Raw genomic sequence first — 23,296 nt, forward strand, 5'->3', positions numbered from 1 at the left:
TCTCAGTTACTAGTCATTTGATGAGTAATAACGAAACTATTTTGTTTAAAGGAAAGATCATGGCAGATATAGAACAAGAGTATCTTACTTTCATTCTTCAAGGAGAAGAGTATGGCGTTGACATACTCTGTGTACAAGAAATTCGGGTTTGGAGCTCTGTCACTGAATTGCCTAATAAACCTGACTATATCAAAGGGGTAATTAATCTTCGAGGTGTCATTATACCTATCATTGATCTACGCCTACGGTTTGGTCAGCCACCACTTGATTATAACGAGCAGACCGTCACCATTATATTACGGCAGCAATCTACCAGTATGGTTGTTGGTATTGTGGTTGATGCTGTGTCAGAAGTTTACAAATTTACCACTCAATCTATACGTAAAGCCCCCGCTTTTGGCAGTAGTATTGATGGCTGTTTTCTAAAGGGATTAGTATCAGTCGAAGAAAAGCTGATTATCTTACTTGATAGTGACTCACTGTTAAACGAGGACGACTTATATCGCACTGTCCAACGTAATGAAGCAAGTACAGTTCAGCAGCAAGCTAAAACCGATAGTAACTCTACACTAAGTAGAGACGCACCCTCCTTGTCTAGTGCTTAATTAAAGACCTCTAGTTAAGTACATCCGAACACTAAGCTAAATATACAGAATCCATTGATTAACAATAACAACACAGGAAAATAACTTATGACCCCAAATCAAATAAGTTTAGTGCAAAAAAGTTGGAAAAAAGTATTACCCATCGCGCCTCAAGCCGCAGAGATATTTTATACCACTTTGTTTGAAATGGATCCTTCATTAAAAACATTATTTTCTAGTGATATTGCCGAGCAAGGCAAAAAATTAATGGCGATGCTCGACACCGCAGTAAAGTTACTTGATAACCCTGATAAGTTAATTCCGGCAGTGCAAAACTTAGGTGCTAAGCACCTTAAATATGGGGCCCAGTCAGAACATTACGACACGGTTGGCGCAGCGTTACTGAAAACGTTGGCACAAGGTCTCGGTGCAGACTTTACTGCCCCGACAAAAAAGGCTTGGACAGCGGTATACCAAACTTTAGCAACTACTATGATTGCTGCAGCTAATGATGCCGCATCAACCCAATCAGCAAAAGGACCTACTATGAAAAAGAATACTGTCGAACAAAAGCAGAACAATGATTTAAACGCAAAATTTCAGGGTGCACTTGATCAATCTGCTACGGCATTTATGATGATAGATAGAGATTTTAATGTAACTTATGCCAACCAAGCGACGTTGTCATTATTAAAGCTACATGAAAAAACCTTTGCAGATAATTGGCCTGGTTTTGATGCAAGTAGCGAAGCCATTCTTTCTGCTAACATAGACAGTTTTCATAAACAACCTAGTCACCAAAGAGAATTATTATCAGACCCAAGTAACCTGCCATACAAAACAGATATTAGTATTAAACATTTAACTTTTGAATTAAACGTTAGTGCCATCATGGATGATGCCGGCGAATATATTGGTAATGCGCTTGAATGGCAAGATGTTACTTTAACAAGACAACAACAAAATAAAGCGGTACAGCTACAAGGTGCGATTGATCAATCAGCTACTGCCAATATGATGATCGATAGAGATTTTAATATCACCTATGCTAATGCCGCGACCCTCGCGCTATTGAAAGAACATGAAAAAACCTTTGCCGATAATTGGCCTGGGTTTAAAGCGGATGCTGAATCGGTGATGGGTACCAACATTGATACTTTTCATAAAGATCCAAGCCATCAACGTAAATTACTAGCGGACCCAAATAACCTACCTTACACAACTGATATTCAAATAAAGCATTTAACGTTTGAACTGAACGTTTCCGCTATTATGGATGCTAATGGTGAATATATTGGTAATGCATTAGAGTGGTCAGATGTAACCGCAATGAGGGAACAAGAAAATAAAGCAGTGCAACTACAGGGCGCCATTGATCAATCTGCTACCGCCAGTATTATGATAGATAGAGATTTTAATATCACCTATGCTAATGCAGCAACCCTCGCGCTATTAAAAGAGCATGAAGCAACCTTTGCCGATAATTGGCCTGGTTTTACCGCAGATCCAGAAGTGATTATCGGTACTAACATTGATAGCTTCCATAGAAATCCAAGTCATCAACGCAAGTTATTATCAGATCCAAATAATTTACCGTACACAACCGACATTCAAATTAAACATTTAAGTTTTCAACTTAATGTTACCGCAATTCTAGACGCTTCAGGGGACTATATTGGTAATGCTCTGGAGTGGCAGGATGTCACCGCTGCTCGTGCTAAGTCGGTCGAAGTTGGTCGATTAACATCTACTATTGAAGGCATGACAACCAATGTAATGATGGCTGATACTAAAGGCAATATAGTGTATGCCAACCCATCAGTTGCCACCATGTTACGTCGCCGAGAAGCGCAACTTCGTACTGTATTACCATCGTTTAGTGTTGATACCATGGTAGGTACTAATTTTGATACCTTCCATAAAAATCCAGCTCATCAGCAAAACTTATTAGGAAATCCTGATAATTTGCCGTACACCACTGAAATATCAGTTGTTGGTCTAACTTTCCAACTTATAGCCATTGCATTAAGAGATGAAGAAGGAAATCATGTTGGCACGGCTGTTCAATGGGTCGATTTAACCGAAGAAAAAGATGCGCAGGGTCAAATAGATAGCTTAATTACCGATGCTATAGCGGGTAAGTTAGATAGCCGCATTGAAACTGCTGAATATCAAGGCTTTATGAAGGAGTTAGGTGATAATATTAATAACTTGATGAATTCAATTGTTGAACCGATTAATGATGCCATTAATATTGCTCAAGCACTTGCTGATGGTGATTTAACTAAAACAATGCGTAATGATTATGGTGGTGAGTTCTTAGCACTTGCTAATGCCATGAACGGCTCCATTGAAAACTTAAGCAATATGGTTGATGAAATACGTGATGCTTCTACCAATGTCTTTGATTCAGCTCGTGAAATAGCATCTGGTAACAATGAGCTTAGTCATCGTACTGAATCACAAGCTTCAAGTTTAGAAGAAACAGCTTCTGCCATGGAAGAATTAACCAGTACCGTGCAGCAAAATGCTGAGAATACCACTGAGGCAAGTAAGTTATCTGTATCAGTAATGGATAAGGCCAGTAACGGTGGTGCAGTGGTTCGAAATGCTATTACTGCGATGAGTGATATTAATAAATCGAGTAAAAAGATTGCTGACATTATCAGTGTTATTGATGAAATTGCTTTCCAAACCAATTTACTTGCTTTAAACGCTGCGGTAGAGGCGGCAAGAGCAGGCGAACAAGGACGAGGGTTTGCGGTAGTTGCCGCTGAGGTAAGAAACTTAGCACAACGCTCTGCCGGCGCAGCTAAAGAAATTAAAGGGTTGATTAACGACAGTGTCGAAGCGGTAGGTCAAGGCACTAAGCTAGTTGATGAAACAGGGCAAACATTTAGTGAACTTGTCACTGCGATTGAAGATGTAAGTAAAATGATTGCCGATATTGACAATGCAGGTAAAGAGCAGTCTGCAGGCATTGGCGAAGTAAGCGCTGCAGTGGGCCAAATGGATGAAATGACTCAACAAAATGCTGCACTAGTTGAAGAGGCCGCCGCTTCGAGTAAATCGATGGAAGAGCAGTCTCAGTCACTATTAGACCAAGTATCATTTTTCAATAATGGTGAAACAGCGCAACAACCGGTAGCTGAACAACGTCAAAGTAGAGCTAAACCTAGAGCACCAGCAGCTCCAGCCGCTAGGCAGTCGAATACCAAAGCGCCTAGGCCAGTACGAGCAGCTAAACGCCCAAGTACAGCGGGTGATCAAGAGTGGGAGGAGTTTTAACCTAAACTAAAGGCAACTAATTACGTAGCGTAGAAACATACTATAAAGGAGAAAGATTAGGATGACTGAGCTAAGAGGAAATATGAGTAACAGGCAAGGTCATCCAAAAGATCGTGGTCTTAATAGAGACCAAGCTATGCAACTTTCAGATGATGATTTTAAATTCATCTGTCAGTTTGTTTACGAAAACACGGGTATAGTTCTCAATGATAGTAAAAGAGAGATGTTATACAGACGATTAACGCGCATTGTTAGAGATCGAAAACTCAACTCATTTTCTGAATATAGTCAGTTGTTAAGAGACCAAGGAGATAAAGAAAAAGATTTTTTTATTAATGCAATAACAACCAATTTAACCAGTTTTTTTAGAGAAAACCATCACTTCGAATATTTAACAAAAGAAGAAATACCCGCTTTATTAAAAAGTAAGACTGCAGGATCCGATGGTAAAAAGCGTTTACGAATTTGGTCTTCAGCAAGTTCAACGGGTGAAGAGCCATACAGCATTGCCATAACGCTACTTGAAGCAATGAAAAAGGACTTACCTCACTGGGATATAAAAATTCTGGCAACAGATATTGATAGTGAAGTGTTAGCTAAAGGAAAAGCAGGCGTTTATGATGTTAACCGTATTGAAGACATTCCACAAAAAATTAAGCAGGGCTATTTTTTTCAAGGACGTGGGAAAAGCAGTCAAAGTGTCAAAGTACATGACAAGCTCCAAAGCATTATCACATTCAAACAACTAAATCTATTACATGAATGGCCGATTAAAGGACCATTTGATGCCATATTTTGTCGAAATGTCATCATTTATTTTGATAAAAAAACTCAACACGAATTGTTTGCCCGTTATTTTGAGTTGCTAGCCCCCGGAGGTTTACTTTTTCTAGGGCATAGTGAGAACTTAGGTAACTATCAACAATATTTTAGTAATGTTGGCAGAACCATTTTCAGGAAACCGTATTAGGTTTATGTTTACCCGTTACATTTGAATAGGCATGATTCAGCAGGAATTAGAAACGCCTTTAGCCAAGGCATTGATTGAAGAGAATGGTTACTCAGGAGAATGTGCTCCTGCATTCTCTAGGAAGCTACATCCATGTAGCGTCTTTTTAAAAATCAATAACGAAGCATAAAGCGTTTCTAAACCAGCATCTTCAAGTGGATCGGGTATCAACCATTAAGTCGAGGATATTTTGTGCAAAGACATGATCACCCACAGTTATCTGAATATATGGATCAGTGCTTACCTGAATTTAAGCAAGTTAACCATTATTGGGATAGGCAAAGGGATATGGTGGTTGCTAAAATTTTACCCGGTGAATTTTATATGACCACGGAGAATGTCGCGATCGCCACTACGTTGGGCTCATGTATTTCTGCCTGTATATGGGATGAACGTAGTCGAATCGGTGGTATGAATCATTTTATGTTACCGATCACCAATAAAGAAGCGCATGAAGTAAATTGGGGCCAAAGAGAAAAAACAGGTGATGCAACCCGTTATGGAAATTTTGCCATGGAACATCTAATTAATATTATTTTAAGATCAGGTGGTAGAAGGGGAAATTTACGCGCTAAGGTGTTTGGTGGAGCTAAGGTGCTTAATCAAATGTCTGATGTAGGGCAAAAGAATATTGATTTTGCCTTAGCTTATTTAGATCAAGAAGAAATTTTTATTGAAAGTAGTGATATTGGCGATGTATTTCCAAGAAAAGTGATTTTTGAACCGCGTAGTGGCCGTGCTTTTATTAAGCGACTCGATAACCTGCATAATGACACTATTATCCGACGTGAAAATGACTATAGCAGTCAAATTTATAAAAAAGAGGTGAGTGGCGATGTTGAGCTTTTTTAATCATCTCAGTGAAGGAGTCAAATACCATGGATATAATTAAAGTACTTATCGTTGATGATTCTACGGTAATTCGAAACATAATCAGAGAATCTCTTAGCCATAGCCCACATATAAAAGTGGTTGGCGAGGCTGAAGATCCTTTGGTTGCTCGTGACCTTATCAAAAAGTTAAATCCTGATGTATTAACCTTAGATGTAGAAATGCCAAAAATGGATGGTATTACTTTTCTAATTAATCTTATGCGTTTACGTCCTATGCCAGTGATTATGCTTTCGACTCTCACCACTAAAGGAGCTGATATAACGTTGCAGGCTTTGGAAATTGGCGCCTTAGATTTTATTGCTAAGCCAACAGTACAAGAGTTAATGGCAACTCAAGACAGCTTTAAGGAAGTATTGATAGAAAAAATTACTCAGGCTGTAAAGGTTGATCAAAAGAATTTTAAATTATCAGATACCTTAGCAAATAATACTGCAAGTAATAAAACAACCAAAAATATTGGTAATGTTTTATCCTTTGTCGGTGTTAAACGCGCTAATCACCTCGTTGCCCTTGGTGCTTCAACAGGTGGTACGGAAGCGATAAAAAAACTATTGATAACGCTACCAAGTAATTCGCCAGCTATTGTTATCACTCAACATATTCCAAAAACATTCAGTTTACGGTTTGCCCAACGCTTGAACGAAACTTGTCAGGTTGAGGTACATGAGGCTAGTCACGGTCAAAAAATAAAAACTGGACATGTTTATATTGCTCCGGGAGATAAACACCTAGAAGTGGTTCATAAAAACGGGGCATTGTTTTGTACTTTAAGTGATGGCGATGAAGTTAATCGTCATAAACCGGCAGTAGATGTGTTATTTGATTCTGTCAGTAGTTTAGCTGATAACGTACAAGCTGTTCTGTTAACTGGCATGGGTCAAGATGGTGCTCAAGGAATGTTAAGGTTAAAAAACCTCGGCGCTAGAACCGTAATACAAGATAAAAACTCCAGCCTTATTTGGGGAATGCCAGGCAGGGCGCATGCCATTGCTGCTCATACTATGGAGGCACCTTTAACTGATATTGCCAAGCATATACTTGATTATGCTTCTTTAAATCGAATACAGATGCAGGACGTCTTAGCAAAAAGTAGTGTTGGAAAAGCTCTATGAGTTATATAAAAAAAGGATTGTATTTATCGTGCGTACTCACGTTATTGATATGGGTAAATCATTTTTTTGTTCATGAAGAAACTATATTTGTGCTTTTACTTTCTGTTCTATTTATTTTATTGATAGTGTTAGCTACCCAAATACATAAACTTATCTCTGGAAAAGGTGATGCAAAAAATAGTGAAACAATGCCGGTGGTTGACGATGAATTAATCCATAGTGTTATTTACGAGTTACAGCAATTTATTCATCAAGAAATAAAAATCGTTGAAAAAGAATTAGAACGTACAAAAATGTTGGTTGCAGATGCAGTGACAGGAATATCAGAAAGCTTTAAAGAGTTACAGAACTTGAGTGATGATCAGCAACAAATGATTCAGTTATTGATTTCTCATTCAGGCAATATGGAAGATGGCCAAGGAGGCTCATTAGAAAGCTTTGTCACTGATTCCAATAAAACCCTTGATGATTTTGTTGGTGTTATTATTAATACCAGTAAACAAAGTCTTGAAACGATGACCTATACTGATGATATGGTTGCACAATTTGATAGTATCTTTAAATTATTATCACAAGTTGAGGGCTTGGCGAGCCAAACTAATTTGTTAGCACTTAATGCGGCAATAGAAGCGGCAAGAGCGGGAGAAGCGGGTCGTGGTTTTGCTGTTGTTGCTAATGAAGTGCGTAGTTTATCTGTTGGTTCAACAAAACTTAATGAAGATATCCGTACTGAAATTAATAGTGCCAAAGAAATCATTGCTAAATTACGTGGCTCAGTTGAAACAATGGCCTCGGCAGATATGACCTCGACGTTAGAGGCAAAAGACAAAATGACCGTGATGATGAGCCATGTTGAAGATGTTAATAACCAAACAACGCAGAGTGTTGAAGAGTTGGCTATCATTGCACCTAAGATTACCGAAGCAGTCAATATTGGCGTACGTTCGTTACAGTTTGAGGATTTAACGCGACAATCACTAGAATCATTACAGATGAATGTCAGTAGCCTCCATGAAATAAGTGATGCATTAGCAACCTTTGTTAAAAATCCCAATGTAGCTGTTCATCAACAATTAATTTCACTTAAAACGACCTGTCAACAAGTCTATCAGGTGACTCAGCAAGCAGAAGATTCACGTAGTGTTAAGCAACTAAATATGGATGAAGGTGAGATAGACTTATTCTAAGCTTTCGAAATTTAATAAATATATAAGGAATATACTCATGACTATTAACAATAAACTTTCAGCAGATGGTAAACAGCTTGTCATTTCAATTGATGAGCGTTTTGATTTCTCTCTACATCAACAATTTCGTGACTCATACAACAGTTTAACGACTCAAGAGCTAACCTATATTTTAGATTTAAGCCAAACTGAATATATGGATAGCTCGGCACTTGGTATGATTTTATTGTTAAAAGACCACGTACAACTTCATGCGGGACACCTTATTATCTCTAAGCCGAGTGATACCGTAAGAAAAATATTAGAAATAGCGCAATTTCAGCGTTTAATGACGATTGAATAGCATTTTTTATTATCGGGTTAAAATTTAGGCCTAACCTGTAGATTGTAAGGACGTGATATGTCTCCAAGCCAAAAACTTGCACTTGTTGTTGATGATTCTAAAATGCAATGTAAATTGCTGTCTGTATTGCTGGAAGAAGAAAATTATCGCGTAGTGGTTGCAAATGATGGCGCAAGTGGTGTGCAAATGTACATTGATCACCAACCTGATCTTGTCTTAATGGATATCAATATGCCCATTATGGACGGTTTTGAAGCGACGAGAAGAATCAAAAAGTTTTCGGGGGTAGGTAATCTAGCACCCATTATTTTCATCACTAGTATGGACAGTGAACAAGCTTTTATTAAGAGTGTTGATGCGGGAGGGGATAGTATTTTAGTACGGCCTTTTACCCCTAACGTGTTTAAAGCTAAAATAAAATCGATGCAAAGAATAAGTGATTTAGTAGAACAGGTGAAAGGCCTACAACAAGAGCAGCAGAATGATGCCGAACTTGCTGAAAAAATGATGTCGAATGTGATTGAAGCAAGAAATTTTGCGCTAGACAAAATTGGCGTGATTAAAAAGCCCGCCACCATTTTTAGTGGCGATATCCAATTAAGTGCTTTGTGTCCTAATGGTGATCTCCATGTGCTACTTGGCGACTTTACCGGCCATGGTTTACGTTCTTCTATTGGTGCAATTCCTGTAACTGAAACGTTTAGAGCGATGACTAAAAAAGGTTTCTCTATTTTAGAGATTATCGCTCAAATCAACCGACAAATGCATACTTTACTCCCCGGTGATTTATTCTTTGCAGCAAGTTTTGCGAGTATTTCAGAACATGAAAAGTCAGCATATATTTTTAATGCAGGCTTACCCGATGGTTACCTATTTAATGAAGGTGCAAAAATTATACAGCAGTTTGCCTCAACACATCCCCCGTTAGGAATTTTACCGCAACTATTGCCCGATGCTCAACTCGAAGTGATTCAAGTCAAAAGTAATGATCGAATAGTATTTATCACTGATGGAATTGTCGAAGCAAGAAACCCACCAGGAGAACTTTTTGGCTTTCCTCGGTTTGAAAAAGCAGCGATAGAGGGCATAGAAAATAAAGATTTAATTAGCTGTGTGCTAAGAGAGCTTGATGACTTTTGTCAACATTGTGAGCAAGAAGACGATATCTCTTTAGTCGATATTCCCTGTAGTGGCTGGAAAAAAATTAAAATCACCAATAAGGTCGCGATACCTGAAGGATTTTCCGAAGAAGACAATTATTTTGGAATACCACAAGGCGCCTTACCAACGTGGTCTTATCATTTACACTTAACAGGAAAATTATTAAAGACAGTGAATCCTATTCCTTTAGTGATGAGTCAAATTAATGATCTGGAAGGTGCTGGCGAACACTGGCAGAGCTTATATACTATATTAACCGAACTTTTTATTAATGCCTTGGACCATGGGGTCTTAGAATTAAATTCATCGTTAAAAGACTCAGCGGAAGGTTTTAGTCAGTATTTTAATGAGCGGGCAAAACGTTTAGATAAACTCGCTGGAAATGTTATTAATGCACCTAATGATTTTGTCAGAATTTCATTGAAATACTTCCCACTTTCGCACGGTGGGAAAATGGTTATTAACATTAAAGATAGTGGTCAAGGATTTGAAGTATTAGATGTTATAAAAGATAACAGCATTGCAATGAATGACGGTCTAAAATTAAGTGGCCGAGGAGTCGAATTAGTCAACCAACTCTGTGATACCTTGGAATATCAAGAAAAAGGTACTTTAGTGACTGCAAGTTATATTTGGCATGTTTAAATGTCGTTAAGGTTGCACAAAAAGGAATTGTAAGATGATAAAACACAATTTATTAATTATTGATGATGACATTGACTACTTAAACTTATTAGCAGAAAGTTTAGAGGACACCTTCGAGGTGAAATGTGCAAGTAACTTAGCCGCTGCAAAGGATTTACTGCGCGAAAATATACAATTCGATATCGCCTTAGTTGATGAACATATTGGCAATGAAAAAGGCTCTGTCTGGATAAAGGAGCAGCAGAGCAACAATAATTCACCGACGTCATTTATCTTGTATTCAGGCATGGCAACCGAAGAAGCACTACTTAAAGGTTTGGAGTGTGGTGCAGATGACTTTTTAGCAAAACCATTTTCTTTATTAACCCTTCACTCCAAGCTTGATAAACTTATTGTTTACCAGGATAAAATCCATGATTTTGAAGATGAAATTCAATCAAAAAATAATGTAATCAACGTTTCAATGGCACAAGCTTCAAAGTATGGAAGCTGCATGCAATTGACTTCAAAACTTAATCATTGCTTTACCTACGAAAAAATTCGCGATGAAGTTTTTTCTTATTTTCACAGTATGGATTTACACGGCTGCATTGCATTTTACCCTATCAATGACAAACCTAGCTTCTATAGTGCTCAAAAAGGTGTGTGCTCTCCCGTAGAAATTGAAGTAATGGAGCTATTAAAGGTAAAACCTCGTCTTTATCGTTTTGGTTCAAGAACTATTTTTAACCATGCCTTAGTCTCTTTATTTATTCTAAACCTAGAAGAAGGCACTATTGACACTGATATATATATTGATGCCTTAGCGTCAGTTATTGAATGTATTGGCGCTAGAATGGCGTTTATAACCTATAAAAATTCTTTGGTGGATGTTCAAGAGCAAATAAAGCGAGCGGTGAGCACCACTAAAAAAATGGTTGAAATTTCCAAGCATCATCAACAAGAAGTGATGAATGAAATAGTGCAAAAAATGGGTACTAGTTTTCATATTTTAGATATGTCACAAGAGCAAGAAGATTTCCTCACCGAAATGGTACATGGAGCACTTAAAAAACATAGTCAAGATGATATAAATTTTTTAGAAGTCACCCAATTGCTTGACCAAGCGCTTAACAGTGTAGATCAGCTTCAACAGTTAAACACTGAAAATGACGAAGATGATAATGATATTGATGATGAGGATGAATTATTTTGAACTCACAATCACTAGACTTAACACACAAAGTACTAACTGGCATTGATGAGGCCTACTGGCAATGGGACCTAGTCAATGAACATATCTTTTATTCAGCCCAATTAACGAAAATACTTGGCTATGCCGATGAAGAGAAAATTGGTGAAAGTATTTTATGGGAGAAACACCTCGATAGTCATAACCTCAATGCTGTGCATCAGCAAATACAGCAACATCTTAAAGGCTACATTGATCGTATTGATGTCACTATCCCAATAGTCAATAATCAAGAACAAGAACTATGGCTACATGCAGTTGGTAAGGTGGTTGAACGTATTGATGGTCGAGCGAGTTTAATGTTTGGTACAGTGAAAGACGTTACTGCTACTAAAAATATGATAGTGAAGTTAAAAAAACAAAATGATTGGTTAATGTTAGCGGAACGCATCAGTAATTCAGGTCACTGGCGCTTTGATATCCAGTCAGCAACACTTGACTGGTCAGCCGAGATATTTCGTATACATGGATTGAATAATAAGTCGAAAATACCTGACTTTGAAAGTGCGGTTGATGCCTTGCGGGAAAAAGATAGATCTAAATTTCGTACTAGTTTTCATAATGCTATTCATCAGCAACAGCCATTTCACCTTAAAACACAGCTAATACAGCCAACGGGTAAGAAAGTTAAAGTAGAGATTATCGCTGAAGTTGAACGAGATAGTAAGGGTGTAGCTCTAGCGGTATTTGGTGTTTACAAAGATATCACACGTAGTGAAGATCTTTTTGAAAAATTAAAATTATTGGCAATGGTTAATTTTACTATAAAAGTGCCAATATTTTTTATTGATGATAATGATAATGTCGTTTACCAAGACATATCCCCTCATCATGATGGTGCGAGTGCGGTACTTTTTAATTATATTAATTTCAGTATTACTGAATATATGGAATATAAAAAGCAGGCGAAAGAACAAGGTCAAATTAAAGAAAATAATGTCAGTTTTGATAAATACACTTCAGTATTTGACCTATCTGTTACCTATGAAGCAGATGAAGGTATCTATATTTGGATAGTTGAAAATGTAACCGACAAATTCCGTACAGAGCAACAGCAAGTAATTTCCAATCGCCTAGCGTTATTAGGAAATACGTTTGGTAATGTCTCCCATGATATTAATAATGTATTAGGTGTTGCTCTTGGTGCCATTGAAATGTTGGAAATAAAATTTTCTCGTGGCGAACAAGATATTTCGTCATACATAGATAGAGTAAAAAATGCCATAGACAAAGGTAAGGATGTTACTGAGCGGTTATTAGCCTTTACTCGCAAACCCACGGTGAAAGTTGTTAGTTTCGACCCTATTCAAGATATTTATGATAATCAATATCTGTTCAAGCAGTTGTTGTTAAGTACGATTAACGTTACCTTTAAATTTGAGCCTATGCACTGTTTGATAAATTTCCCTCAAGGGGAATTCATTAATATTTTGTTGAATTTAGTACTTAATGCTCAAGATGCTATACAAGAAAAAGGGCTAAGTGGTCACATAGAGATTTCAGCTAATTTACTTGAAAGCAATCGTTTAGAAATTCATGTTAAAGATAGTGGTGTAGGCATTGCCAAAGAAAACCTAACGAAAATATTCGATCCATTTTACAGTTCGAAATCAGTAAATAAAGGCAATGGTATTGGCTTGGCTAATGTTTACAGTACTATGTATAAACATAATGGTCTGATTCAAGTTGAAGGCGTCAGTGACATTGGTGGAGCGCACTTTACCCTTGTTTTTAAATGCAAAGTATTAAAAGAAAAATATTTAGCTAAAGAATCAAAAACATCATCTTTAAGTTATAAAAATACAAATATTTTAGTGCTAGATGATGAAATAAGTATTGCTGAATTTGTCGCGCTGTTTTTAGATAGCAAGGGGGCAAATGTTGTTGTTGCGAATAATAAAGAGCAACTAATCGAAAAAATTAATGGCGACATTGTCTTTGATATATTCATTACCGATATGATTTTACCTGATTTATCCGGTAAAGAGGCCGTGGGAATGGTGTTAGAGAAATTTCCAGATATAAATATATTCTCAATTAGTGGTTATATTGCCATTGAAGATAGGAGTTGGGAATACCCTGTACTTAGGAAGCCATTCAATTCTAAAGAGTTAGCTGAATTTTTAGCTATATAAAAGTAATAATAATGATCTTTGTAGGTATAATAATGCATAGATTAATAATTTGTTTGTAGTCTGGTGATTGCTAAATGATATTAGATAAAGAATATAGAATACTGGTTGTTGATGATGCTAAAGATACTCAGATGTTATTGGAGTTTGATCTTAGCGCAGCGGGATACCAGGTCACATGTTGTGATAGTGGCGGAGATGGACTCGCTTCATTGGAAACACAAGAGATTGACCTCATTTTACTGGACATGTATATGCCCGGACTTTCAGGGTTAGAAACGTTAGCTCAAATAAAAGCACAAACTATTAGTGCACAAATCCCCGTTATTATGTTATCAGCTTCAACAGATGAAGATGAGGTTGTTGCTGCCTTAGAGTTAGGGGCCGGTGATTATGTAACTAAACCTTATGTTGCAAAAGTACTACTTGCTCGAATGAGAACAGCGATCAGATTAAAAGAAAAAACAGCTCAACTTGAATATTTAGCGAAAACCGACTTCCTGACAGGTATTAATAATCGTGGAAGTTTTTTTGAATTAAGTAATAACGCTATCAGTTTAGCAAATAGAGCCGGGCAACCATTAGTGGTAGCAATGTTTGATATTGATTTTTTCAAACTAGTAAATGATAACTATGGACATGACGCGGGCGACCAAGTCTTGCGTGTTTTTAGTCAAGGTATGGCTGAAGTCTTTCGGGGTTATGACATTATTGGTCGCGTTGGCGGTGAAGAGTTTGCTGTTTGTTTACCTAATACCAACAGAGAAAGTGCTAATATTGCCTGTGAAAGATTCCGTTATTATATGGAGCAACTCAGTGTTGGTATTATTACTGATAATAATGATGAAAAAAATATTAATATTACCGTCAGTATCGGACTTGTGTTAGCTCCCAATGACTCATTAACCATTGACGAATTATTAAAGCAAGCAGACAGCGCACTTTATTATGCGAAAGAGCATGGCCGTAACCAAGTAGTTGATGCTAGAATTATTAGCACCCCAGATGAAAGTGATAAAATGCTCGTTAGTTTAATGAATACTGACGATATAGAAAAAAATAACCCTTTGCAGGAAGGTATAATCATGGCTAATTATGATGGTATTGATTTTGATGTTGGCGTTAGTAATGTATTAGGGGACGAAGCATTGTTTAAAGAGATATTAGTGATGTTTTATCAAGACCATCACCTCGACGGAGACAAATTGGAAAGTGCTATACAGCAGCAAGATATAGATTCAGTAAAACATCTAGCGCATACCTTAAAAGGAGTTGCCTGCTCTGTTGGTGCTATGGACTTATTTGAAGCCACTAAAGCACTGGACATAGCAGTTAATGATGATAAGCCGGAAGATTTTGATAGCTTATTTTCACAACTATCACCGCAAATTAACCGAGTGATGAAAGGAATAGAATTACAGTTGGATGTGAGCTAATCGGCACACTATATAACGTATAGCGAGGCTATTCGTCAATCAGTAAGCTAATGTCTGTAACAGGCACGCAGCAGCAAGGCAAGATTTCATTGTCGCCGACATAAGCTAGCGGCTCACCTAAAGGGTAGTTAATTTCACCTGCTACGAGTGTGACTCTACATGCACCACAAAACCCATCACGACAATGATAATGAACTTCTACATTAGCAGACTCTAAACAATCGAGTAATGTCTGTTCATTATTTTCATAAGGAACAACTTTCCCCTGAACGTGAATTTTTGGTATTAATTTAATAATGTCTTTCAAGTTTTTAGGTGCATGTATTGCTTTCATACTTATTAACAAGCCTTAATTAAGGCCAATGCGATTTTCATTTTTACAAGTCGAAATCGTCAAAGTCATCTGCAGCTACTGAAGAGTCAACCTGCCCAACTAGGTAGCTTGATATCTCAGTTTCTTGTGGAGCAACTTGCACATTATCGCTGACAAGATAAGAATTCATCCAAGGTAGAGGATTGCTTTTAATGTCAAAAGGGGCATCAAAACCGATAGCGCTTAAACGTTGATTAGAAATATACTCAATATATTGATTCAAAATTTCGGCATTAAGCCCGATCATTGAGCCATCTTTAAATAAATATTGAGCCCATTCTTTTTCTTGCTCAACAACATCTAAGAAAATTTGTAATCCTTCATCACGAAGCTCTTCACTAATAACCTTCATTTCAGGGTCATCTTTACCTGATCTCCAATTATTAAGAATATGTTGAGTCCCCGTTAAATGAAGTGCTTCATCGCGCGCAATTAACTTTATAATTTTTGCATTGCCTTCTAGTAACTCACGTTCTGCAAAAGCAAATGAGCAAGCAAAACTTACGTAAAAACGGATTGCCTCTAGTGCGTTAACAGAGCAAACTGCAAGATATAAACGTTCTTTAAGTTTTCTGGTACTAACTTCAACCGTTCTTTTTTCAGAATTAGCACCTTCGACCTCATAAGTACCTTCGCCCTGAGATTGTAATAATTGTGTAGTAAGAATTACATCGTCAAAAAACTTAGCGATACTAGTAGCACGTTTTAAAATAGCAGGGTTAACGATGATATCATCGAATATTTCACCAGGATCCGTAAATAAATTACGTAAAATATGCGTGTAAGAGCGAGAGTGAATAGTTTCGCTAAAGGCCCAGGTTTCTACCCATGTTTCTACTTCGGGTAAAGAGACTAAAGGAAGTAATACAGCATTAACAGAGCGTGCAGCCATTGAGTCTAAAAGTGTTTGATACTTTAAGTTGGAGATGAAAATATGCTTTTCAGAGTCTGTTAGGCTCTGCCAATCAGCTCTATCTTTAGATACATCAACTTCTTCTGGACGCCAAAAAAACGATAATTGTTTTTCTATTAATTTTTCAAAAGCAATATAACGTTGTTGATCATAGCGAGAAACGTTAACGCTATTACCTAAAAACATTGGTTCTAAAAGTGCGTTGTTAGGTATTTGATTAAACGTGGTATACGTCATGTTTTTATTCCTTTGGGACTACACAGCTGTAGTAGCAAAAGCCTAGTACTTTGCTAGGCTTTTTATTTATATATTAACTTTGGGTACATTTAATAAGGGGGATTAAGTAAAATGATTAAATTTTACAAGCACCACCAGCACATCCATCGTCTTCAATTTCAATGTCATCGCTGGCACCATCACGGGTGTTATGGTAATAAAGTGTTTTAACACCTAATTTATAAGCCGTTAATATATCTTTCAAGATTTGTTTAACGGGTACTTTTCCGCCTTCAAATTTATTCGGATCATAATTAGTATTTGCCGATATAGCTTGATCAACAAACTTTTGCATGATGCCAACCAGTTCTAAATAGCCTTGATTATCTGGAATATTCCAAAGTAATTCATAGTTGCCTTTAAGTTTTTCATATTCAGGAACAACTTGCTTTAATACACCATCTTTACTGGCTTTAATGCTTATTAAACCACGAGGTGGCTCAATACCATTCGTTGCATTAGATATTTGCGACGATGTTTCTGATGGCATTAACGCTGATACAGTGGAGTTTCTTACGCCGTACTTTTTAATGCTTTCACGTAAGCTTTCCCAATCAAGATGAAGCGGTTCGCCTGTGATGTCATCGATTGCCTTTTTATAAGTATCAATCGGTAAAATCCCTTGTGCTAAGCGAGTTTCATCAAATTTAGGACAAGCACCTTGCTCTTTTGCTAATTGGTTCGTCGCTTTCAATAAATAAAACTGAATCGCTTCAAAAGTACGATGCGTTAAGTTATTTGCACTACCATTGGAGTAGTAAAGACCATTTTTAGCAAGATAGTACGCATAGTTAATAACACCTATACCTAATGTACGTCTCGCCATACTAGCACTTTGTGCTGCTGCAATAGGGTAATCTTGATAATCTAATAAGCAATCTAAAGCGCGCACTGCTAAGTCAGCTAGACCTTCTATTTCATCTAAAGAATCAATCGCACCTAAGTTAAATGCAGATAAGGTACAAAGGGCAATTTCGCCGTTTTCATCATTAATGTCATTCATTGGTTTAGTAGGTAACGCTATTTCTAAACACAAGTTACTCTGACGAATAGCCGCTTTAGTCGGTTCAAATGGACTATGGGTATTACAGTGATCAACATTTTGTAGATATATACGACCTGTACTTGCACGTTCTTGCGCAAACAAGGTAAATAATTCAATCGCTTTTATACGTTTTTTACGAATAGAATCATCGTTTTCATATTGTACATATAAACGTTCAAATTTTTCTTGGTCTTCAAAGAAAGCATCATATAACCCTGGTACATCACTAGGACTAAATAAGGTAATAGAGCCGCCTTTAATTAAGCGTTGGTACATCAGCTTGTTAAATTGCACGCCATAATCTAAATGACGGACACGGTTTTCTTCAACACCACGGTTATTTTTAAGAACCAGTAAGCTTTCAACTTCAAGATGCCACAATGGATAAAATAGTGTAGCAGCACCACCGCGAACTCCACCTTGAGAACAGCTTTTAACAGCTGTTTGGAAATGTTTAAAGAATGGAATACAGCCAGTGTGAAATGCTTCGCCATTTCTTATGGTACTACCCAATGCACGAATACGACCCGCATTGACACCAATACCGGCACGTTGAGAAACATACTTAACGATAGCGCTGGATGTTGCATTAATTGAATCTAAACTATCGCCACACTCAATCAATACACAAGATGAAAATTGACGTGTCGGTGTGCGAACACCAGCCATAATAGGTGTTGGTAAGGATATTTTAAAGCGAGAGATAGCGTGATAAAAATTTTCTACATACGTTAAGCGAGTATCAGCAGGGTATTTAGCAAATAAACATGCCGCGACTAAAATATAAAGAAATTGAGCACTTTCGTAAATTTCACCTGTTACTCTGTTTTGTACTAGATACTTACCTTCAAGCTGTTTCATTGCAGCATAACTGAAGTTTAGATCACGGCTGTGATCCATGAAGCTGGCCATATGCTCGAACTCAGCTTTAGTATAATCTGCTAATAAGTGCTGATCATATTTACCAGCTTCAACTAATTTTACCACATGGTCATAAAGTGCCGGTGGTTCAAATTGTCCATAGGCTTTTTTACGTAAGTGAAAAACAGCTAGTCGTGCGGCTAAATATTGGTAATCAGGTGTCTCTTCAGAAATCAAATCAGCGGCCGATTTAATGATTGTTTCATGAATATCTTCAGTTTTGATACCGTCATAAAACTGAATGTGAGATTTTAATTCGACCTGAGACACTGATACTTGTTCTAAGCCTTCAGCAGCCCAAGCAATGACACGATGAATTTTTTCTAAATCAATGGTTTCTTTTTTACCATTTCGTTTAGTTACAGAAAGGTTGTTATTCATGAAATACCTGCAAAGCGATTATTGTTATTGTTTATTATTCCTAATGAAAGGATCTAAAACGTCCCTAATAAAAAATCCCACATACGTATTAGAAATAAGTGTTCAAATACGTAGTATTAAAAATAACAACTGGGCATCAAATGCACAATATCTAGGGTTTTTTATAATTCTAGACACAAGATAGTGAGGTTTGACCTGTTTTGCAAGTGATAAAATATGTTGATCTTTGTGATTATTTTTATCGTTTTTTCAGGGTTAGTGATGACTAACCTAGCAAGACTTTTTCATTTTGGAATTTACTAAAAGCAACGATTATTTTATTTTTTTTAACGCTGATTATTTTGATAAATTATTTTTGTTAAATAATGATACTCACGGTAGTGAATTAATCTAAATGAAATAAAGTACTTATTTAACAGTGCCTTGTATGTAGATGGCAAGTGTAGATTAATGTTTAAACAACTTGATTGTTTATACAACAATAATTCTACACTCAACTGAAGCAATAGAGTTAGTACTAACTTAGCAATAATTTCGCTATTTATAGCAGCATTAATAGTGGGTTTTTAAAGCTTGCGACAACACAATATATAATTGACATCAAGAGAGTCAGTTAACTTATGATTTCCTGTCATTGGATTGTAATGAATGCCACTAGCATCAATACACTTCAAGCCGTGCGCTTCAGCCCAGCCAATAAGTTGTGAAGGGCGAATAAACTTATCATGGTCATGAGTCCCATCAGGAACTATTTTTAGAAGCTTTTCTGCGGCGACTATGGCAAGTAAATAAGATTTAATACTTTTATTCAAGGTTGAAAAAAATATCAAGCCGCCGGGTTTAACTAAAGTAGAACATGCTTGAATCACTGATTCAGGATCTGGTACATGCTCTAACATTTCCATACAGGTTACTACATCAAATGCCTCAGGATTTTGTAATGCTTTTTCTTCTGCGGTGATTTTTTGATAATTGATTGTTACGCCTTTTTCAAGTGCATGTAATTTTGCAACATTGAGTGGCTCTGTACCCATATCAATACCAGTTACCTTTGAACCGAGTTTTGCAAGTGACTCAGATAATATTCCACCACCGCAACCCACATCAATAATTTCTTTATCATAAAAGCCGTTATTTGATTCAATGTCATTAACCTGAAGGGCAATGTGTTGACTTATAAATTGCACTCTTAAAGGGTTAATTTGATGTAAAGGTTTAAAATCACCGGTTAAATCCCACCATTGGCTAGCGACTTGTTCGAACTTTGCAATTTCATCTTCATTTACGTTAAGCGGTTTGGTTGACATACATTCACTACTTTAAATTAACTTTCAATATTTCGATTCTAAACGAAAGTCATTTTTAAGCAAAGGGGATAGATCAAATCTACGCTTATTCGGTGCTTTTTTAAGCTGTTCATAACCCCCGTAAAAACCATTAAATAAAGCAGTATGGCATCAAACATTTTTATGCTAGTATGCTGCGTTGATTACTATTATTAGTGTCTGTTACATAGCTGTATAACAGTAAATATATAACAATAAAATCTTTAAAATACTGCTTATTCAATACTAAATTAGCTTCGCTAAATAACTAGTATTGTTAGGCAAAAGAAATTAGTTAAGGGATACCATCGATTTATGTCCGATCTGGCCAAACAAATAGTTCCAGTTAATATTGAAGATGAACTAAAAACCTCCTATTTAGATTATGCTATGAGCGTAATAGTTGGGCGAGCATTGCCTGACGTTCGTGATGGCTTAAAACCTGTACATCGTCGCGTGTTATTCGCTATGGATGTATTAGGTAATGATTGGAACAAAGCCTATAAGAAATCAGCCCGTGTGGTTGGTGATGTAATAGGTAAGTATCACCCTCATGGTGATACTGCAGTTTACGATACAATAGTTCGTATGGCACAGCCATTCTCCTTACGTTACATGCTTGTCGATGGACAAGGTAACTTCGGCTCTGTTGATGGTGATAGCGCAGCAGCAATGCGTTATACCGAAATTAGAATGTCTAAAATTGCCCATTCTATTCTTGCCGACTTAGATAAAGAAACCGTTGATTTTGTACCTAACTATGATGGTACAGAACATATTCCAGCGGTTATGCCAACCCGAGTACCTAACTTACTAGTCAATGGTACGTCAGGTATTGCTGTTGGTATGGCAACCAATATTCCTCCACATAATTTAACTGAAGTTATCAACGCTTGTTTAGCGCTTATTGAAAACAGTGAATTAACGTTTGAAGAAATATTAGAATATATCCCAGGACCTGATTTTCCAACAGCAGGTATTATCAGTGGTCGTGCCGGTATTGAAGAAGCGTACCGAACGGGTCGCGGTAAAATAAAAATTCGTGCGCGTGCAAGTATTGATGTACATGAAACCACGGGTAAAGAAACAATAATAGTTCACGAACTGCCTTATCAAGTAAACAAAGCACGCTTAATTGAAAAAATGGCTGAGCTTGTTAAAGATAAACGTCTTGAAGGTATTTCTGCTTTACGTGATGAGTCTGATAAAGATGGCATGCGTATGGTTATTGAAATCAAGCGTGGTGAAGTGGGTGAAGTTGTTTTAAATAACTTATACAAGCTTACTCAAATGCAAGTTTCTTTTGGTTTAAATATGGTGGCATTAACCAACGGCCAACCAAAAATATTTAATATTAAAGAAATGTTAGAAGCGTTTGTTTTACATCGCCGTGAAGTTGTTACTCGTCGTACTATTTTCGAATTAAGAAAAGCGCGTGACCGTGCTCATATCTTAGAAGGTTTATCTATTGCATTAGCAAATATAGACCCAATCATAGAAATGATTAAAAATTCTAATAACAGAAAAGAATCTGAAGAAAAGCTTATTTCTCAAGGCTGGGAATTAGGTAATGTTGCTAACATGCTTAGCGAGGCTGGTAATGATGCAGCGCGTCCTGAGTGGTTAGAACCTGAATACGGCATTCGTGATGGTTTATATTACTTAACTGCCGAGCAAGCAAAAGCAATCGTCGACCTACAGTTATACAAATTATCGGGTATGGAACACGATAAAATTCTAAGCGAGTACAAAGCGTTATTAGACCTTATTGCAGAATTAATGCATATTTTGGCTACACCTGCTCGTTTGATGGAAGTTATTTGTGAAGAGCTTGTTGCTATTCGTGATGAGTTTGGTGATGAGCGTAGAACTGAAATTACTAATGCTTCACATGATTTGTCTTTAGAAGACTTAATCACTGAAGAAGATGTTGTAGTGACACTATCACATGAAGGCTATGTTAAATATCAAGTCCTAAGTGATTACGAAGCTCAGCGTCGTGGTGGTAAAGGTAAAGCAGCGACTAAGATGAAAGAAGAAGATTTCATCGAACGTTTATTAGTGGCTAATACCCATGACACTATTTTATGTTTCTCAGATCGCGGCAAATTATATTGGTTGAAAGTGTTCCAATTACCATTAGCAAGTCGTACAGCGCGTGGACGCCCAATTGTAAACATCTTACCATTGGAAAGTGATGAACGTATCACCGCTATATTACCAGTACGTGAATATGCAGATGATAAATATATCGTGATGGCGACGGCTTCTGGAACAGTTAAGAAAACACGTTTAGATGCTTACTCAAATCAACGTGCTAACGGTATTATTGCCTTAAACCTACGTGATGATGATACCTTAATTGGTGTTGATATTACCGATGGTAACAACGATATTATGTTGTTCTCTGATGCAGGTAAAGTTGTGCGCTTTAACGAAAAAGTGCGTGATAGCGAAACAGGTGAAATAAAGCTTGATCCAGAAACTGGTGAACAACGTTGGGCGTTAAAACCTATCGGTCGAACTGGGACTGGTGTTCGCGGTATGAAGCTTGAAGGTGATCAAAAAGTTGTATCACTTATCGTACCTAAAAATGATGGACCTATCTTAACCATTACAGAAAATGGTTTTGGTAAGCGTACTGACTTAGCTGAATATCCAGCTAAAAGTAGAGCAACGAAAGGTGTTGTTTCTATTAAAGTGAGTGAGCGTAATGGTAAAGTCGTTGGTGCAGTTCAAGTTGAAGACCTTGATGAGATCATGTTAATTACTGACAGTGGTACATTAGTACGTACTCGCGTTAATGAAGTGAGTGTTATAGGTCGTAATACTCAAGGAGTACGTTTAATACGTACTGCTGATGATGAGCATGTGGTTGCATTACAACGTATTGATGAAATTGAAGAGCCAGAACAACTTGAAGAAGTTGTTGAAGGTGATGAAGTTATTGAAACGAGTGCAGAGCACAATCCAGAGCATAGCGCTCAACAGGATGATGTTGAAAGTACAGAAGACAATAACGAAGAGTAGTCGTTATAGT

The 23,296-nt window shown here is 37.1% G+C and carries 16 protein-coding genes; 12 read left to right on the plus strand and 4 right to left on the minus strand.

Translation table 11 applies throughout. The features are described 5' to 3' along the window. The first annotated feature begins 59 nt into the window (after window positions 1–59). The 11 genes from CXF85_RS16470 (at window position 60) to CXF85_RS16520 (ending at window position 15,022) form a co-directional block, all read left to right on the plus strand. The gene (locus CXF85_RS16470; RefSeq protein ID WP_198555660.1) at window positions 60–605 is read left to right on the plus strand and encodes a chemotaxis protein CheW; all 546 of its coding nucleotides are present in this window, start codon (window positions 60–62) and stop codon (window positions 603–605) included. 87 nt (window positions 606–692) lie between these two features. Beyond that, window positions 693–3,872 (plus strand): methyl-accepting chemotaxis protein, encoded by a 3,180-nt coding sequence (locus tag CXF85_RS16475; protein WP_101229737.1) that lies wholly within the window; start codon window positions 693–695, stop codon window positions 3,870–3,872. Between the two features lie 82 nt (window positions 3,873–3,954). Next, window positions 3,955–4,842, plus strand: a complete 888-nt coding sequence (locus tag CXF85_RS16480; protein WP_232771241.1) for a CheR family methyltransferase — start codon at window positions 3,955–3,957, stop codon at window positions 4,840–4,842. Between the two features lie 267 nt (window positions 4,843–5,109). Continuing rightward, the gene (gene cheD, locus CXF85_RS16485; protein WP_101229812.1) at window positions 5,110–5,733 is read left to right on the plus strand and encodes a chemoreceptor glutamine deamidase CheD; all 624 of its coding nucleotides are present in this window, start codon (window positions 5,110–5,112) and stop codon (window positions 5,731–5,733) included. 32 nt (window positions 5,734–5,765) lie between these two features. After that, on the plus strand, window positions 5,766–6,887 hold the full coding sequence (locus tag CXF85_RS16490; RefSeq protein ID WP_442871879.1) for a protein-glutamate methylesterase/protein-glutamine glutaminase: 1,122 nt from the start codon (window positions 5,766–5,768) through the stop codon (window positions 6,885–6,887). Then, window positions 6,884–8,074 carry a methyl-accepting chemotaxis protein gene (locus CXF85_RS16495; protein WP_101229739.1) on the plus strand — a complete coding sequence of 397 codons (1,191 nt, stop codon included), beginning with the start codon at window positions 6,884–6,886 and terminating at the stop codon, window positions 8,072–8,074. Before CXF85_RS16490 ends, CXF85_RS16495 begins: the two co-directional genes overlap by 4 nt. 37 nt (window positions 8,075–8,111) lie before the next feature. After that, window positions 8,112–8,417: an STAS domain-containing protein gene (locus CXF85_RS16500; RefSeq protein WP_101229740.1), complete on the plus strand. Its 306-nt coding sequence runs from the start codon at window positions 8,112–8,114 to the stop codon at window positions 8,415–8,417. A gap of 57 nt (window positions 8,418–8,474) precedes the next feature. Beyond that, entirely contained in the window at window positions 8,475–10,223 is a 1,749-nt protein-coding gene (locus CXF85_RS16505; protein ID WP_101229741.1) for an ATP-binding SpoIIE family protein phosphatase, read from the plus strand. 34 nt (window positions 10,224–10,257) lie between these two features. After that, complete coding sequence (locus tag CXF85_RS16510) at window positions 10,258–11,418, plus strand: response regulator (protein ID WP_101229742.1); 1,161 nt, start codon at window positions 10,258–10,260, stop codon at window positions 11,416–11,418. Next, a complete protein-coding gene (locus CXF85_RS16515; protein WP_101229743.1) occupies window positions 11,415–13,589 on the plus strand; it encodes an ATP-binding protein in 2,175 nt (724 codons plus the stop codon). The genes CXF85_RS16510 and CXF85_RS16515 overlap by 4 nt, the downstream gene beginning before the upstream one ends. Before the next feature lie 74 nt (window positions 13,590–13,663). Then, window positions 13,664–15,022: a diguanylate cyclase gene (locus CXF85_RS16520; protein WP_101229744.1), complete on the plus strand. Its 1,359-nt coding sequence runs from the start codon at window positions 13,664–13,666 to the stop codon at window positions 15,020–15,022. Between the two features lie 28 nt (window positions 15,023–15,050). Here CXF85_RS16520 and yfaE read toward each other — a convergent pair whose 3' ends face one another. The 4 genes from yfaE to ubiG form a co-directional block, all read right to left on the minus strand. Continuing rightward, window positions 15,051–15,356 (minus strand): class I ribonucleotide reductase maintenance protein YfaE, encoded by a 306-nt coding sequence (gene yfaE, locus CXF85_RS16525; protein ID WP_101229745.1) that lies wholly within the window; start codon window positions 15,354–15,356, stop codon window positions 15,051–15,053. A 43-nt stretch (window positions 15,357–15,399) separates the two neighbouring features. Then, window positions 15,400–16,545 carry a class Ia ribonucleoside-diphosphate reductase subunit beta gene (gene nrdB / locus CXF85_RS16530; RefSeq protein ID WP_101229746.1) on the minus strand — a complete coding sequence of 382 codons (1,146 nt, stop codon included), beginning with the start codon at window positions 16,543–16,545 and terminating at the stop codon, window positions 15,400–15,402. 115 nt (window positions 16,546–16,660) lie between these two features. Beyond that, the gene (gene nrdA / locus CXF85_RS16535; protein WP_101229747.1) at window positions 16,661–18,931 is read right to left on the minus strand and encodes a class 1a ribonucleoside-diphosphate reductase subunit alpha; all 2,271 of its coding nucleotides are present in this window, start codon (window positions 18,929–18,931) and stop codon (window positions 16,661–16,663) included. A 566-nt stretch (window positions 18,932–19,497) separates the two neighbouring features. Further along, window positions 19,498–20,238 carry a bifunctional 2-polyprenyl-6-hydroxyphenol methylase/3-demethylubiquinol 3-O-methyltransferase UbiG gene (gene ubiG, locus CXF85_RS16545; protein ID WP_101229749.1) on the minus strand — a complete coding sequence of 247 codons (741 nt, stop codon included), beginning with the start codon at window positions 20,236–20,238 and terminating at the stop codon, window positions 19,498–19,500. A gap of 333 nt (window positions 20,239–20,571) precedes the next feature. Between ubiG and gyrA the strand changes: the two genes are divergently transcribed. Next, entirely contained in the window at window positions 20,572–23,286 is a 2,715-nt protein-coding gene (gene gyrA / locus CXF85_RS16550; protein WP_101229750.1) for a DNA topoisomerase (ATP-hydrolyzing) subunit A, read from the plus strand. Window positions 23,287–23,296 lie beyond the last annotated feature (10 nt).

Source organism: Colwellia sp. 75C3 (assembly GCF_002836255.1).
In the GTDB taxonomy this organism is placed as follows: domain Bacteria; phylum Pseudomonadota; class Gammaproteobacteria; order Enterobacterales; family Alteromonadaceae; genus Colwellia.

Excerpts from the sequence above, each read along its gene's own strand:
- CXF85_RS16470 (WP_198555660.1), top strand. The coding sequence starts at position 60 with ATGGCAGATATAGAACAAGAGTATCTTACTTTCATTCTTCAAGGAGAA.
- CXF85_RS16475 (WP_101229737.1), top strand. The coding sequence starts at position 693 with ATGACCCCAAATCAAATAAGTTTAGTGCAAAAAAGTTGGAAAAAAGTA.
- CXF85_RS16480 (WP_232771241.1), top strand. The coding sequence starts at position 3,955 with ATGAGTAACAGGCAAGGTCATCCAAAAGATCGTGGTCTTAATAGAGAC.
- cheD (WP_101229812.1), top strand. The coding sequence starts at position 5,110 with ATGGATCAGTGCTTACCTGAATTTAAGCAAGTTAACCATTATTGGGAT.
- CXF85_RS16495 (WP_101229739.1), top strand. The coding sequence starts at position 6,884 with ATGAGTTATATAAAAAAAGGATTGTATTTATCGTGCGTACTCACGTTA.
- CXF85_RS16500 (WP_101229740.1), top strand. The coding sequence starts at position 8,112 with ATGACTATTAACAATAAACTTTCAGCAGATGGTAAACAGCTTGTCATT.
- CXF85_RS16505 (WP_101229741.1), top strand. The coding sequence starts at position 8,475 with ATGTCTCCAAGCCAAAAACTTGCACTTGTTGTTGATGATTCTAAAATG.
- CXF85_RS16510 (WP_101229742.1), top strand. The coding sequence starts at position 10,258 with ATGATAAAACACAATTTATTAATTATTGATGATGACATTGACTACTTA.
- CXF85_RS16520 (WP_101229744.1), top strand. The coding sequence starts at position 13,664 with ATGATATTAGATAAAGAATATAGAATACTGGTTGTTGATGATGCTAAA.
- yfaE (WP_101229745.1), bottom strand. The coding sequence starts at position 15,356 with ATGAAAGCAATACATGCACCTAAAAACTTGAAAGACATTATTAAATTA.
- nrdB (WP_101229746.1), bottom strand. The coding sequence starts at position 16,545 with ATGACGTATACCACGTTTAATCAAATACCTAACAACGCACTTTTAGAA.
- nrdA (WP_101229747.1), bottom strand. The coding sequence starts at position 18,931 with ATGAATAACAACCTTTCTGTAACTAAACGAAATGGTAAAAAAGAAACC.
- ubiG (WP_101229749.1), bottom strand. The coding sequence starts at position 20,238 with ATGTCAACCAAACCGCTTAACGTAAATGAAGATGAAATTGCAAAGTTC.
- gyrA (WP_101229750.1), top strand. The coding sequence starts at position 20,572 with ATGTCCGATCTGGCCAAACAAATAGTTCCAGTTAATATTGAAGATGAA.